Annotated in this window: 15 protein-coding genes; 5 read left to right on the top strand and 10 right to left on the bottom strand. The window is 60.0% G+C overall.

All coding sequences use genetic code 11. The features are described 5' to 3' along the window. Positions 1 to 177: 177 nt before the first annotated feature. Positions 178 to 2,133 carry an acetate--CoA ligase gene (gene acs / locus JOE33_RS21815; RefSeq protein WP_010437502.1) on the bottom strand — a complete coding sequence of 652 codons (1,956 nt, stop codon included), beginning with the start codon at positions 2,131 to 2,133 and terminating at the stop codon, positions 178 to 180. Between the two features lie 341 nt (positions 2,134 to 2,474). Here acs and JOE33_RS21810 point away from each other — a divergent pair, with 341 nt between their 5' ends. Beyond that, positions 2,475 to 2,741: a DUF2790 domain-containing protein gene (locus JOE33_RS21810; protein ID WP_010437501.1), complete on the top strand. Its 267-nt coding sequence runs from the start codon at positions 2,475 to 2,477 to the stop codon at positions 2,739 to 2,741. Between the two features lie 106 nt (positions 2,742 to 2,847). Here JOE33_RS21810 and JOE33_RS21805 read toward each other — a convergent pair whose 3' ends face one another. Then, the gene (locus JOE33_RS21805) at positions 2,848 to 4,425 is read right to left on the bottom strand and encodes a sigma-54-dependent transcriptional regulator (RefSeq protein WP_187625734.1); all 1,578 of its coding nucleotides are present in this window, start codon (positions 4,423 to 4,425) and stop codon (positions 2,848 to 2,850) included. A 266-nt stretch (positions 4,426 to 4,691) separates the two neighbouring features. Here JOE33_RS21805 and phhA point away from each other — a divergent pair, with 266 nt between their 5' ends. The 4 genes from phhA to JOE33_RS21785 all read left to right on the top strand — a co-directional run bounded on the left by phhA (position 4,692) and on the right by JOE33_RS21785 (position 7,851). Further along, positions 4,692 to 5,489 carry a phenylalanine 4-monooxygenase gene (gene phhA, locus JOE33_RS21800; protein WP_032612440.1) on the top strand — a complete coding sequence of 266 codons (798 nt, stop codon included), beginning with the start codon at positions 4,692 to 4,694 and terminating at the stop codon, positions 5,487 to 5,489. A 35-nt stretch (positions 5,490 to 5,524) separates the two neighbouring features. Further along, complete coding sequence (locus JOE33_RS21795; RefSeq protein ID WP_003342603.1) at positions 5,525 to 5,881, top strand: 4a-hydroxytetrahydrobiopterin dehydratase; 357 nt, start codon at positions 5,525 to 5,527, stop codon at positions 5,879 to 5,881. Positions 5,882 to 6,334: 453 nt separating this feature from the next. Further along, positions 6,335 to 6,514, top strand: a complete 180-nt coding sequence (locus JOE33_RS21790; RefSeq protein ID WP_054994329.1) for a hypothetical protein — start codon at positions 6,335 to 6,337, stop codon at positions 6,512 to 6,514. Between the two features lie 137 nt (positions 6,515 to 6,651). After that, positions 6,652 to 7,851, top strand: coding sequence for an MFS transporter (locus tag JOE33_RS21785; protein WP_010437497.1), 1,200 nt, complete (start codon positions 6,652 to 6,654; stop codon positions 7,849 to 7,851). Between the two features lie 209 nt (positions 7,852 to 8,060). Here JOE33_RS21785 and arfB read toward each other — a convergent pair whose 3' ends face one another. The 8 genes from arfB to JOE33_RS21745 form a co-directional block, all read right to left on the bottom strand. Continuing rightward, a complete protein-coding gene (gene arfB, locus JOE33_RS21780; protein WP_003314723.1) occupies positions 8,061 to 8,474 on the bottom strand; it encodes an alternative ribosome rescue aminoacyl-tRNA hydrolase ArfB in 414 nt (137 codons plus the stop codon). Positions 8,475 to 8,505: 31 nt separating this feature from the next. Further along, a complete protein-coding gene (locus JOE33_RS21775) occupies positions 8,506 to 9,915 on the bottom strand; it encodes an amino acid permease (protein ID WP_096126379.1) in 1,410 nt (469 codons plus the stop codon). Then, on the bottom strand, positions 9,912 to 10,169 hold the full coding sequence (locus tag JOE33_RS21770) for a hypothetical protein (RefSeq protein WP_235810025.1): 258 nt from the start codon (positions 10,167 to 10,169) through the stop codon (positions 9,912 to 9,914). Before JOE33_RS21770 ends, JOE33_RS21775 begins: the two co-directional genes overlap by 4 nt. A gap of 17 nt (positions 10,170 to 10,186) precedes the next feature. Beyond that, positions 10,187 to 11,419 carry a 23S rRNA pseudouridine(2605) synthase RluB gene (rluB, locus tag JOE33_RS21765; RefSeq protein ID WP_024648258.1) on the bottom strand — a complete coding sequence of 411 codons (1,233 nt, stop codon included), beginning with the start codon at positions 11,417 to 11,419 and terminating at the stop codon, positions 10,187 to 10,189. A 184-nt stretch (positions 11,420 to 11,603) separates the two neighbouring features. After that, positions 11,604 to 11,795, bottom strand: a complete 192-nt coding sequence (locus JOE33_RS21760) for a DUF1289 domain-containing protein (protein ID WP_002554453.1) — start codon at positions 11,793 to 11,795, stop codon at positions 11,604 to 11,606. Between the two features lie 210 nt (positions 11,796 to 12,005). Next, on the bottom strand, positions 12,006 to 12,773 hold the full coding sequence (gene scpB / locus JOE33_RS21755; protein ID WP_004412831.1) for an SMC-Scp complex subunit ScpB: 768 nt from the start codon (positions 12,771 to 12,773) through the stop codon (positions 12,006 to 12,008). 15 nt (positions 12,774 to 12,788) lie between these two features. Beyond that, positions 12,789 to 13,487, bottom strand: a complete 699-nt coding sequence (locus JOE33_RS21750) for a ScpA family protein (protein ID WP_170855934.1) — start codon at positions 13,485 to 13,487, stop codon at positions 12,789 to 12,791. A gap of 119 nt (positions 13,488 to 13,606) precedes the next feature. Continuing rightward, on the bottom strand, positions 13,607 to 14,236 hold the full coding sequence (locus tag JOE33_RS21745; RefSeq protein WP_096129783.1) for an L-threonylcarbamoyladenylate synthase: 630 nt from the start codon (positions 14,234 to 14,236) through the stop codon (positions 13,607 to 13,609). Position 14,237 lies beyond the last annotated feature (1 nt).

Below are 14,237 nucleotides of genomic sequence, written 5' to 3'. Positions count from 1 at the left end.
CTGCGTCGCGCTTTCCTACGCGTAAAGGCCAGGCATGTCCTACAACGAAGCACCGCTCGACAACACCGTGTAAACCGGTAACAACCCGATATATATCCCGCTTCCAGTATCTGACCCTGGAAACGAAGGCGCCCCGTTCGGCTCTCACCGAACGGGGCGCTTCAGTCACAGGATCGCTCAGGCGGCGTTCATGCTCTTGTGCGTGTCGATCAGATGCTGCACCACGCCCGGGTCGGCCAGGGTGGAGATATCACCCAGCGCATCGTACTCGGCAGTCGCAATCTTGCGCAGGATACGGCGCATGATCTTGCCCGAACGCGTCTTCGGCAAGCCGGGAGCCCACTGAATGAAGTCAGGCGAGGCAATCGGGCCGATTTCCTTGCGCACCCAATTGCGCAATTCGGTGCGCAGTGCATCGCTCGGTTCTTCACCGCCGTTGAGGGTCACATAGACGTAGATGCCCTGCCCCTTCAGGTCATGTGGCACACCGACCACAGCCGCTTCGGCGACTTTCGGATGCGCAACCATCGCGCTTTCGATCTCTGCCGTGCCCATGCGGTGGCCGGAAACGTTGAGCACGTCGTCCACACGCCCGGTGATCCAGAAATAACCATCCTCGTCACGACGGGCACCGTCACCGGTGAAGTACATGCCCCGGAACGTCTTGAAGTAGGTGTCGACAAAACGGTCGTGATCGCCATACAGCGAGCGCGACTGGCCCGGCCACGAATCGAGGATGACCAGATTGCCCTCGGCAGCGCCCTCGATGAGGTTGCCCAGGTTGTCCACCAGCGCCGGGATCACGCCAAAGAACGGACGTGTCGCCGAGCCCGGCTTCAAGGCAGTGGCGCCTGGCAACGGGCTGATCAGAATGCCGCCGGTTTCGGTCTGCCACCAGGTATCGACAATCGGGCAGTTCTGCTTGCCGACCGTGTTGTAGTACCAGGCCCAGGCTTCCGGGTTGATCGGCTCACCCACCGAACCCAACAGACGCAGGCTGGAACCGTCGGCGCCTTCAACGGACTTGGTGCCTTCAGCCATCATGGCGCGAATCGCGGTCGGCGCGGTGTAGAGAATATTGACCTTGTGCTTGTCGATGATCTTCGACACACGGGTGATGTCCGGGTAGTTAGGCACACCTTCGAACAACAACGTGGTCGCACCATTGGCCAGAGGGCCGTAGACGATGTAACTGTGCCCGGTGACCCAGCCGACGTCGGCGGTGCACCAGTAGATTTCGCCCGGCTTGTAGTCGAACACGCGCTCGTGAGTCAGCGCGGCATACAGCAGATAACCTGCGGTGGTGTGCAACACGCCCTTGGGTTTGCCGGTCGAGCCCGAGGTATAGAGAATGAACAGCGACTCTTCGGCACCCATCTCTTTCGGCGCGCAGGTGCTGGACGCCACCTCCAGAAGCGAGTGGTACCAGATATCACGGTGACGGTTCCACTCGATCTCGCCCCCGGTGCGCTTGCAGACAATGACCTTCTGTACGCTGCTGGTTTCCGGGTTGGTCAGGGCACGGTCGACGTTGGCCTTGAGCGCAGTCTTCTTGCCGCCGCGCAGACCTTCGTCAGCAGTGATGACCACTTTGGAACTGCAATCGATGATCCGCCCGGCCAGCGCTTCGGGCGAGAAACCGCCGAACACCACCGAGTGGATCGCACCGATCCGCGCGCACGCCAGCATGGCGACCACAGCCTCGGGGATCATCGGCATGTAGATCGTCACGACGTCGCCACGGTGCACGTCCTGGCCACGCAGGGCGTTGGCGAACTTGCAGACTTCGGCATGCAGTTCGCGGTAGGTGATTTCCCGGTGCTCGGAAGGGTCATCGCCCTCCCAGATGATGGCGATGCTGTCGCCGCGTTCTTCCAGATGGCGATCCAGGCAGTTGTAGGCAACGTTCAGCGTGCCGTCGGCGAACCATTTGATATCGACGCGGTGATCATCGAACGAGGTCTGCTTGACCACGGTGAAAGGTTTGATCCAGTCGAGGCGCTGAGCCTGTTCACGCCAGAAACCATCAGGGTTGACCACCGACTGCTGGTACATGGCCTTGTAGGTCGCTTCATCCGTCAGCGTAGTCGCTGCGACTTCTGGGCGGACGGGGTACAGGGAAGCTGCACTCATCTTGGTTACCTCGGTGGATAGTTGTTGTTTTATGCCTCTGTTGTATCCCGCCCCACCCGCAGGGGCCATTCGACGTTGGTCTTACCGGCGGGACCGGGCCATGACGACAAGCCACAGGCTTGATGCGGCGCTTCAGATTATTACCATTTTGATAAAAGCGCTTATCCGAAGTCTTTATATATGCGCTGTCGCAACAGGCATAGAATTCGATCCGCCAACAAGGCAGACATCAACTGCCCCCACGCAGTGTTGTTCCAACTCGAAAAACGTATCAGACCGCCTTAGCACATGACGTCAAAAACGTGATGCGACGGCGCTCACTTTGAAAAAGGTAAACGGCAATGAAAGCTTTACTAGTGGCATTGGCCCTGTGCGGTATCAGCAGTTTCGCCATGGCCGAAGAATCGCAGACCAAAGTGGCTGCCCAACAGGCGCGTGTCGAGCAATATACCTACGGCACTCATCTGGATATCGCCCGGGTTATCTCCATCAGCCAGATCCCCAACGTCTGCGAAGTGGTCCCGGCGCGCATGGTGTATGAGGACTCGCAAGGCGCACGTCACACCATGGGCTATCAGGTGATGGGCAACGGCTGCAGCAACGGTTGAGGCTTCTCGCTGCAACAGCCTGTGCACGACGCCTCGCCGCTCTATGCCTTTATATAAGGTGCGAGGCGCATGCACGAAGTTGATTAACGGGCGATCAATGAGCGCGTTATTTATCGACTGAGTGCGGATCTGATTCCCGACTCAATTCATAGTCGCGCAACTTGTTGGCAATCGTTGTATGAGACACGCCCAGGCGTTTGCCCAATTGGCGACTGCTGGGATATTGCGCATACAGCTGTTCCAGTACCGACTTTTCAAAGCGCCCGACAATGGCGCCCAGCCCGCCCTCCAGCGACACCTCGCTCAACCCCTGTCGCACGCCGTAATCCGGCAAACGAATATGTTCGGCCTGCACCTTGCCGCCGTCACACAGCGATACGGCCTGAAACAATACGTTTTCCAGTTGCCGCACATTGCCGGGCCAGTGGTACTGACTCAAACGCTTGATGGCCGCAGGTGATATGCCCGGCAGCGCACAGCCGATCTGGCGGCTGGCCTGATCGAGAAAATGCTCCACCAGAGGCTCAAGACCATCCAGACAATCGCGCAGTGGCGGTATATGCAGCGATAGCACGTTAAGACGATGGTAAAGGTCCTGCCTGAATACGCCCTTGGCGCACAACTCCGAAAGATCGACCTGGGTCGAACACATCACCCGCACATCGAGAAACATGTCCTCGTCGCTGCCGACCCGGCGAAAGCTGCCATCCTGAATGAAGCGCAGCAGTTTGGCCTGCATGCGGGCACTCAGCTCACCCACGCCATCGAGAAACAGCGTGCCGCCCGCGGTCAGCTCCAACAGCCCCAGCCGCCCTTCCGCGCGCGCGCCCTCGAACGCGCCGGGGTCATAACCGAACAGCTCGATCTCGGCCATGGACTCCGACAACCCGGCGCAGTTGAGCGCCATCAGCGGCGACTGGCCGCGCGGGCTGGCCAGGTGACAGGCGCGGGCCAGCAATTCCTTGCCGGTGCCGGTTTCACCCTCGATCAGCAGCGGCGCATCGAGGGGCGCCATGCGCCGCGCCTCGCGAACCACCGCGGCCATGACCTTCGAGCTCTGAAAAATACTGTCGAAGCCGCGCAGCTCCTGCTTGCGCACATGGTAGATGCGCTCGCCGACCCGATCAGCACGGTGCAGCGTCAGCACGGCCCCGGCCATGGCCTCGCTGTCATCATGTTCCGATTGCAGGGGCGCGATATCGGCAAGAAACACATCGCCGCATACCTTGACCCGCAGGCCATTGATCCGCGACTGGCTGGCGCGCACCAGCTCAGGCAGGTCGAAATCCTCGGCGTAGCGCGACAAGGGCATGCCCGGCACTTCATCGACCCGCACACCCAGCAACTGCGCGGCGGCACGATTGGCCGCAACGATGGCCCCGCCCATGTCGATCGACAACACCGGGAATTCCAGCGCGCCGAGCAAGGCATTGAGCTCCATGTGCCGGCGTTCGCTGGGCATCAGCCCGACCCGCTTGACGCCGAACACCCCGGTGATCGCCTCGAACTTCGGGCGCAGGGCCTGGAACTGCAGATTGATGAGGTTCGGGCAATGCAGATAGATCGCGTCACCGTGCTCGCCGCCCACTTCACCGCGCGCCACGTTGACGCCGTAAGCCACCAGCAGATCGAGAATGTCGCGAAGAATGCCGATGCGGTTCTGGCAGTGCACCTTGATGCGCATGAGTCATTGTCCCTGTGAGGGTATGTTTTTTATGAAACGGCAAAATTAATGTCAACAATACGTTACGCATTCACGCTTCGCGAGGGGCAGGATGACTGAATCAAGGCCTCATCCATCGCAATCGTAAACTTTTCGTTACGAGCGGATGATCAAATCCGCACGCGACCCTGCTCACAGCCACTGACACGCCCTCGAAACCGGGTTATTCCTGAACACAGGCTTTTACAAGAACATTTTAAAAACAGCAGCCTTTCGAGGACATCAGCATGGCCCAGTCGCTTTACGTGGCACGCGAGCCGGACGCTTCGGGTTTCATCGACTACACGGCGGACGAACATGCGGTATGGAACACCCTGATCACCCGGCAGATGAAGATCATCGAAGGGCGTGCCTGTCAGGAATATCTGGACGGCATCGAGCAACTGGGCCTGCCACTCGATCGCATTCCTCAGTTAGGCGAAATCAACAAGGTTCTGGGCGCGACCACTGGCTGGCAGGTCGAGCGGGTGCCCGCGCTGATCCCCTTCCAGACGTTTTTCGAACTGCTGGCCAGCAAGCGTTTTCCGGTAGCGACGTTCATTCGTACCGCAGAAGAACTGGACTACCTGCAAGAGCCGGACATCTTTCATGAAATATTCGGCCACTGCCCGCTGCTGACCAATCCGTGGTTTGCCGAATTTACCCACACCTACGGCAAACTCGGCCTGAGCGCGAGCAAGGAACAACGCGTGTACCTGGCCCGGCTGTACTGGATGACCATCGAGTTCGGCCTGGTCGACACACCGCAAGGGCGGAAAATCTACGGCGGCGGTATTCTCTCTTCGCCGAAAGAAGCCTTGTATAGCTTGTCCTCAGCCCCTGAACACCACCCTTTCGATGCACTTGAAGCGATGCGTACACCGTATCGCATCGATATTCTGCAACCGCTGTACTTTGTCCTGCCGGATCTGAAGCGCCTGTTCGACCTGGCGCAGCAAGACATCATGGCGCTGGTCGGGCAAGGCATGCAGTTGGGCTTGCACGCCCCCAAATTTCCGCCTAAAACCAAAAGCCACGCCGCCTGACACTCGGCCAGCTCTCCGAAAAGGACACTCTGCTTATGACCACCTTGAATCAAGCTCACTGTGAAGCCTGCCGTGCCGACGCGCCGCAGGTCAGCGAAGCCGAATTGCCGGAACTGCTCAAGCAGATCCCGGACTGGAACATCGAGGTCCGCGACGCGGTGATGCAGCTGGAAAAGGTGTTTCTGTTCAAGAATTTCAAATGGGCGCTGGCGTTCACCAACGCGGTGGGCGAAATTGCCGAAGCGGAAGGCCATCACCCGGGCCTGCTGACCGAGTGGGGCAAGGTGACCGTGACCTGGTGGAGCCACTCGATCAAGGGCTTGCACCGCAACGACTTCATCATGGCCGCGCGCACGGACGAAGTGGCCAAAGGTGCAGAAGGCCGAAAATAAAATGATTGGCGGGCGGTGGACCTGCTCATGCGGTCCGGCCCAATGAAATCAAGCTGCTCAGCGTTTGGAGATGTGAGAAGCCGGACAGTAAAAAAGCCATTTTGTTTCACGAGCAGGGCAATCGGAGTAAAAAAATATCCTGATTGTCATTTTCAGTGGGTTATCCTGCGCAGGCTTTTTTAAAGCACGGTTCTATCTGCAACCCCTTGCGAGGAGCGACGACGATGCATGAAATCCCTAACTTCCCACCAGGCCAACAGGAACCACAACAGTCGACTCTGGCTCAGCAAGAGCTTGGTCAACCTGTCGCAATGAAAGCAGCACCCTCGGCTCAAGACAGCCAGAAAGCCGGAAGCAAAGACTGAAGGCGATTGTTTTCAGGCGTATCGAAAAACGGTTTTGCCGGTTTTCAATACGCCTGGAAAACCAGCAACAGGCAAACAGCAGATTTTTATGAGCGACTTCACTGAAACACAAGCCAGCGCCCTGATTGGCACCGCAGAGAAAATGATCGAAATCTGGTCACGCCTCAGCCCGGAAAAACAGAGCGCCCTGCTCGCCCGTTTCGGTACTCAGGAAAACGCCCTGGCCGCACTTGTGACCACACACCTTGTGGCACCCAGGGACGAATAGCCCTCCATTCAGGTTTATTTCAATCTGTTGCACCTGCATCACCCGATGCATCGGTATGATGAGCACTTCGAGAGCTTGCTAAGGGTTTTTCCCTGCCCGCTCGAACGCCATGCCCGCACAGAACGAAAGCCCGCCCCATGTCCGAGACACAGCAAAACGCACCGCAAACCCCGATGGCCGTTACCCTGACCGTCGTTTCCATCGTGATGTTCACCTTTATCGGCTACCTGAACATTGGCATTCCCCTCGCCGTTCTGCCCGGCTATGTCCACAGTGATCTGGGCTTCGGTGCAGTCATCGCCGGGCTGGTCATCAGCGTGCAATACCTGGCCACGCTGATCAGTCGGCCTTGGTCGAGTCGCATCATCGACAATCTGGGCAGCAAGAAAGCTGTGCAGATCGGACTGACCGGTTGCGGGCTGAGCGGTGTGTTCATGCTGGTGCCGGTGTGGCTGGACAGTTGGCCGATGGCAAGTCTGGTGATCCTGCTGATTGGCCGGGTGATCCTCGGTGCCGCGGAAAGCCTGGTCGGTTCTGGCTCGATTGGCTGGGGTATCGGCCGGGTCGGAGCGCAAAACACCGCCAAGGTCATTTCCTGGAATGGCATCGCCAGCTACGGCGCGCTGGCCATCGGTGCGCCTCTGGGCGTGTGGATGGTCAACGAACTCGGCCTGTGGACAGTGGGCGTGAGCATCATGCTGCTGTGTGCGCTGGGGCTATACCTGACATGGCATAAAGAGCCCGCGCCGATTGTGCAGGGTGAGCGACTGCCGTTCATGCATGTGCTGGGGCGAGTGTTTCCGCATGGCATGGGCCTGGCGTTGGGCGGTATCGGTTTCGGCACTATCGCGACGTTCATCACCCTGTATTACGCGAGCAACCACTGGCCGAATGCCGCACTGTGCCTGACGCTGTTCGGGGGCAGTTTCATCGCCGCGCGCCTGCTGTTCGGCAGCCTGATCAATCGCCTGGGCGGCTTTCGAGTCGCGATTGTCTGTATGTCGGTGGAAAGCCTGGGGCTCTTACTGCTGTGGCTGGCGCCCAATCCTGACCTGGCACTGGCAGGCGCGGCGCTGACCGGCTTCGGATTCTCACTTGTGTTCCCGGCGCTGGGCGTGGAAGCGGTCAATCTGGTCCCGGCGTCAAGCCGAGGTGCGGCAGTGGGCGCCTACTCGCTGTTCATAGACCTGTCGCTGGGCATCACCGGCCCACTGGCAGGCGCGATTGCCGCCGGCTTCGGCTTCGTCTCGATCTTCCTGTTCGCGGCACTGGCGTCACTCACCGGGCTGGGACTGAGCGTCTACCTGTACAAGCAGGCGCAGGTGCTGCGCCAGTGATGCCCACCACGCTCCAGCGTGGGAACGCCGCTCTGGACGCTCTGCGTCCGATCTCGGGTGTGCGGTGCGGCGCGGATTTGTGACGCATAGCGTCACCCAAGGCATTCCCACGCTGGAGCGTGAGGAACGATAACCTCAACTATCGTACGACGCTCCGCAGGTCATCGTTCCCACGCTCAAGCGTGAGGAACGATAGTCTTAACTTACGCTCAGAAATCCACCTTCCCGCGTCCGGCCTTGATCGAGCCGCGCTTGCTCTTGGACTCCAGACGTCGGGTCTTGGAGCCGAGGGTCGGGCGTGTCGGGCGGCGTTTCTTTTCGACCTTGGCCGCGTTGACGATCAGCTCACTCAGGCGCAGCAACGCATCCGCACGGTTCTGCTCCTGGGTCCGATACTGCTGAGCCTTGAGCACAATCACGCCATCGCTGGTAATCCGGCTGTCACTCAACGCCAGCAGCCGTTCCTTGTAGAACGGCGGCAGCGACGAGGCGTTGATGTCGAAACGCAAATGCACGGCGCTGGAGACCTTGTTGACGTTCTGCCCACCCGCGCCCTGGGCACGGATAGCGGTCAATTCGATCTCGGCGTCCGGCAGATGAACGTTGTTGGAAATCACCAGCATCGGGGTCTCTTCTTCTCGGAAACGGGCAAGGCTATTTGCCAGACTGTGCAGATAGGACAACGCTACGCCTGTTCTTGGCCCGGTAACAGACCCACATCACCGCCAGCCACACCGGTATCGCGTAGACCGATATACGGATGCCGGGGATCATCAGCATGATGCCGAGAATAAACACCACAAAGGCCAGGCACACATAGTTGCCATAGGGATACCACAGCGCCTTGAACAGCGGCACCTGTGCGGTCCGGTTCATATGCTGGCGGAATTTCAGGTGCGAGTAGCTGATCATCGCCCAGTTGATCACCAGTGTGGCCACCACCAGCGACATCAACAGTTCCAGCGCCTGCTGCGGCACGAAATAATTGAGCAGGACGGCGACCAGTGTCACCGCGGCAGAGGCGAAGATCGCCTTGACCGGCACGCCGCGTTTGTCGACCTGGGCCAGCGCCCTGGGTGCATCGCCCTGCTCGGCCATGCCCACCAGCATGCGGCTGTTGCAGTAAGTGCCGCTGTTGTAGACCGACAGCGCGGCCGTCAGCACCACGAAGTTGAGGATGTGCGCCGCCGTGTCGCTGCCGAGCATCGAGAACACCTGGACGAACGGACTGCCGCTGTAGGAATCGCCAGACGCATTGAGACTGGCCAGCAGGCTGTCCCAGGGTGTCAGCGACAACAGCACCACCAGCGCGCCGATGTAGAAAATCAGGATGCGGTAGATGACCTGGTTGATCGCCTTGGGGATCACGGTTTTTGGCTGCTCGGCTTCGGCAGCGGTGAAACCGAGCATCTCCAGGCCGCCGAACGAGAACATGATGATTGCCAGCGCCATCACCAAACCGCTGACACCGTTGGGAAAGAATCCGCCATGCTCCCAGAGGTTGCTCACCGAGGCCTGCGGGCCACCGCTGCCACTGACCAGCATGTAACTGCCCAGCGCAATCATGCCGATGATCGCCACCACCTTGATGATCGCGAACCAGAACTCGGTTTCGCCGAACACCTTGACGTTGGTCAGGTTGATGGCATTGATCAGCACGAAGAAGGCCGCTGCAGATACCCAGCCAGGGATGTCCGGCAACCAGTAATGGATGTATTTGCCGACGGCGGTCAGTTCGGACATGCCGACCAGGATGTACAGCAGCCAGCAATTCCAGCCCGACAGGAACCCGGCGAAACCGCCCCAGTAGTTGTGGGCGAAATGGCTGAACGACCCGGCGACCGGCTCTTCGACAATCATCTCGCCCAACTGGCGCATGATCATGAAGGCGATGAAGCCACAGATGGCGTAACCGAGAATCATCGACGGCCCGGCTGATTTCAGCACGCCCGCCGAACCGAGAAACAGGCCCGTCCCGATGGCACCGCCCAGGGCGATCAGCTGGATGTGTCGATTCTTCAGGCCACGTTTCAGTTCGCCCGAGGGTGAGGTTGTTTCACTCATTCAATAGCCACCTGATCGATCTTGTTCTGTGACGGAATAGAACCTGCTGCGCTCGTGGCACAACAGAATTGCAGCGCCCAAGGCGGATGGCCCGGAGCGTTGAACAGCACTGTTTCACAGAAAAAAGCGCAGCATTGTACACGTGCATCCCGGCTGAGGTTTAAAACAGGAAGGTCGATGCGCAACGGCAGTGTGACAGCGCTTTTCAGATCGCCGAAAACGACAACGCCAGCCCTGTGGGCTGGCGTTGCCATTCATTCACACCGCTCAATCACTCAGGCTTGCGACGACCGAAGCCCGGACGCTGACCTGAACCTGCCGGTGGACCACGACGCTTGCCTGACGGCGCATCATCGTTGACCAGCTTGATGCCGACACGCTTGGGGCCCGGCTTGGCCGGACGCTTGTTCATGTCGCTAGGACGCTCGGCAACCGGTGTGCCACGGCTGTTGTCGGCCGGACGCGGCGCGCGCGAACCGGGTTTGCCCGAATCCTTGCGCGGCGAAGGACGCTGAGTCGAATCGCCACCGCGCGGACGATCGCGCTCGCTGCCGGTGATCTGCGGTTGACGCGGTGCGCGCTCGCCGCCGGTCGCCGGAGCACCAGCGGCAGGACGGAGTGTACGGACAACGCGCTCGCCCTTGCCCAACGGACGGGACGATTGACGCTGCAGACGCTCCATCTTGTCCTTGGTCTTGGCATTCATCTGCGGCTGGGCCACAGGTTGCAGACCAACTTCGGCGGCCAGAATGTCGACTTCGTACTGGCTCATTTCGCGCCAGCGGCCCATCGGCAAGTCGGAGTTGAGGAACACCGGCCCATAACGCACGCGCTTCAGGCGGCTGACCACCAGCCCCTGGGATTCCCAGAGACGACGCACTTCGCGGTTACGGCCTTCCATCACCACGCAGTGATACCAGTGGTTGAAACCTTCGCCGCCCGGCGCCTGCTGGATATCGGTGAAGCGCGCAGGACCGTCTTCGAGAATCACACCGTTCTTGAGGCGCAGCAGCATGTCGTCATCGACTTCGCCACGCACGCGAACCGCGTATTCACGGTCCATTTCAAACGACGGGTGCATCAGGCGGTTGGCGAGTTCACCGTCGGTGGTGAACATCAGCAGGCCGGTGGTGTTGATGTCGAGACGACCGATGTTGATCCAGCGGCCTTCTTTCGGGCGCGGCAGACGATCGAACACGGTCGGACGGCCTTCAGGGTCGTCACGAGTGCAGATTTCGCCATCGGGCTTGTTGTACATGATCACGCGACGGACCGTTTCGGCCGCTTCTTCGCGCTTGATGACGCGACCATCGACACTGATGGCGTCATGCAGGTCGACGCGTTGACCAAGGGTCGCGTCCTTGCCGTTGACCTTGATACGGCCTTGGGTAATCCAGGCTTCTACGTCACGGCGTGAACCCACACCAATGCGCGCCAGAACCTTCTGCAGCTTTTCGCCTGCGGGTCCGATTTCCTGGCTGTCCTGCTTGTCTTTTTCACTCATCTGGGCACCTCCCGGTGTGTCGAATCAGGGCTGGCCGAGAACCGGCAAGACCTGTGCCCGGCGCGCTGTGGATAGCGGCAAGGCTAAATACTTGAAAGCCCGGGCGACACTTGATCGCCGAGGGTCGGCCATCATACGCCCCTGCGCCGGTTTGCGCATCCGGCGTCAATGGCAAATACCCGGATCACTTCTTCTTTTTGCGACCGGCGGTCTTGAGCTTCGCCAGCCGCTTGGCAGACTCCTCAAGCACCGTACGCTTGTCGTCCTTGTCGAGTTTCTTCCAGGCCTTGATTTCGCGCTTGCTGCGGCCGCATCCCAGACAAATGTCATCATCGAACTTGCACAGGCTGATGCAAGGGTTCTTGGTCGAACTCATGGGCAGCGAATCTCATGGCGAGTGTTAACAGATGTGACCCTGGGCTGACGTATGAATTCGACCGAAGTGCGCGGAGCGTTGGCACGACAGTTCGGATTATCGTTCCGCACGCTTCAGCGTGGGAATGCAGTTCTCGACGCTCTGCGTCGCCAAGAGGACGCAGAGCGTCGAGAAAAGCGCTACCACGCAGAGCGTGGGAGCGATAATCAATCAGACCTCATCGTCGCCTTTGCCGTCTTCAGGCTCCGGCTCCGTACGCAACAGGTCGTCGAAATCGGTCTTGAGGCCCTGCTCCATCGAGTCCAGTTCCACCAGCAGACTGCGGAAGCTGGTTTCGTCACGCGGGGCTTCGGGCTCAGCGTCCGGGTCGAGGCTGGCGTCGGCCAGGGCTTGCAGGTGCGCAGGCACCGGCGCTTCTTCGAAATCCAGCACCGGCTCGGTTTCCATCTCGCGCAGATCGGCCAGCGGCGGCAGTTCGTCGAGGCTTTTGAGGTTGAAGTGGTCGAGAAAGCCTTTGGTGGTCGCGAACATCGCCGGTTTGCCGGGTACATCGCGATAGCCCACCACGCGAATCCACTCGCGCTCAAGCAGGGTCTTGACGATGTGGCTGTTGACCGCGACACCGCGCACATCCTCGATCTCGCCCCGCGTGATCGGCTGGCGGTAGGCGATCAGCGCGAGGGTTTCCAGCATGGCCCGGGAGTAACGCTGCGGGCGCTCTTCCCACAAGCGCCCGACCCACGGCGAAAAGCGGTCACGAATCTGCAGGCGATAACCCGACGCCACTTCCTTGAGCTCGAAGGCGCGACCCTCACAAGACTTGCGCAGCACCTCAAGTGCCTTTTTGAACACCGGAGGCTCAGGCCGCTCGCCCTCCTCGAACAACTCATACAGGCGCTCCAGCGTCTGCGGTTTTCCGGAGGCCAGCAGAAATGCTTCAAGCAGCGGGGCCAGTTCGCGAGGTTCGTTGAGGTTCATGAATGTGTTTTAGCTCTACTCGGCTCGCGCCCGGACATGGATCGCCGCAAAGGGCTCGTTTTGGACCAGCTCGACAAGTGATTCCTTGACCAGCTCAAGCACCGCCATAAACGTCACGACCACACCCAGACGCCCTTCTTCGGCGGTAAACAGCTCGGCGAACGGCACAAAACCGCCGCCCTTGAGACGTTCCAGTACATCGCTCATACGCTCGCGGGTGGACAGTGCCTCGCGGCTGACCTGGTGGCTTTCGAACATGTCGCCGCGGTGCAGCACCTCGGCCATCGACATCAGCACTTCTTCAAGGCTGACATCCGGCAGCAACTTGCGTGCACGGGCTTCGGGAGCGTCCAGTTTCGGCACGATGACGTCGCGGCCGACCCGGCTCAGGCCATCGATGCCCTCGGCGGCGGCCTTGAAGCGCTCGTATTCCTGCAAGCGGCGAATCAGCTCGGCGCGCGGATCGCCCTCTTCCTCTTCGACTTCCGCTGAACGCGGCAACAGCATGCGCGATTTGATCTCGGCCAGCATGGCGGCCATGACCAGATACTCGGCAGCCAGCTCCAGGCGCACGGTTTTCATCAGCTCGACGTAGCCCATGTACTGCTTGGTGATCTCGGCCACGGGAATATCGAGGATGTCGATGTTCTGTTTGCGGATCAGATACAGCAGCAGGTCGAGCGGCCCTTCGAACGCTTCGAGAAAAACCTCCAGCGCATCGGGCGGGATGTAGAGGTCCAGCGGCATCTGCGTCACCGCACGCCCGTAGACCAGCGCGAACGGCAGTTCCTGCTGGGCGTCGGCCTGGCTGTCTACTGCCTCGACGGCTGTCATCAGGCGCGTTCACCGAACGGCGTCGGATCACCGCAGCCGACCCGAACGATCTGGGGTTCACCCTCGGCCAGATTAATGACTGTGGACGCCGAGATACCGCCGATGCCGCCATCGATGATCAGGTCGACCTGATGCTCGAGAATCTGACGCATCTCATAGGGGTCGCTGAGCGGCACAGTGTCACCCGGCATGATCAGGCTGACACTCATCAGCGGCTCACCCAGTTGCTCCAGCAGGGCCTGGGCGATGGGATGGCTCGGCACACGCAGGCCGATGGTACGACGCTTGGGGTGCAGCACCAGACGCGGCACCTCGCGGGTGGCGTTGAGAATGAAGGTGTACGGACCTGGGGTGTGCGCCTTCAGCGCACGGAACGCGCCGGTATCGACCTTGGCAAACAGCCCCAGTTGCGACAGGTCGCAACACATCAGGGTGAAGTTGTGCTTGTCGTCCAGCTGACGCAGGCGGCGGATACGCTCGATGGCGCTCTTGTCGCCGATCTGGCAACCCAGTGCATAGGACGAATCTGTCGGGTACACCACCAGCCCGCCGGCCTTGATGATTTCAGCGGCCTGCTTGATCAGGCGCGGCTGCGGGTTTTCCGGATGGACCTGGAAAAATTGACTCACG

This window comes from Pseudomonas sp. PvP027 (assembly GCF_017833005.1).
GTDB classification, from domain to species: Bacteria; Pseudomonadota; Gammaproteobacteria; order Pseudomonadales; family Pseudomonadaceae; genus Aquipseudomonas; species Aquipseudomonas congelans.
Note: the sequence above shows the minus strand (reverse complement) of the source record. Positions and strands in the feature narration are given on the sequence as shown.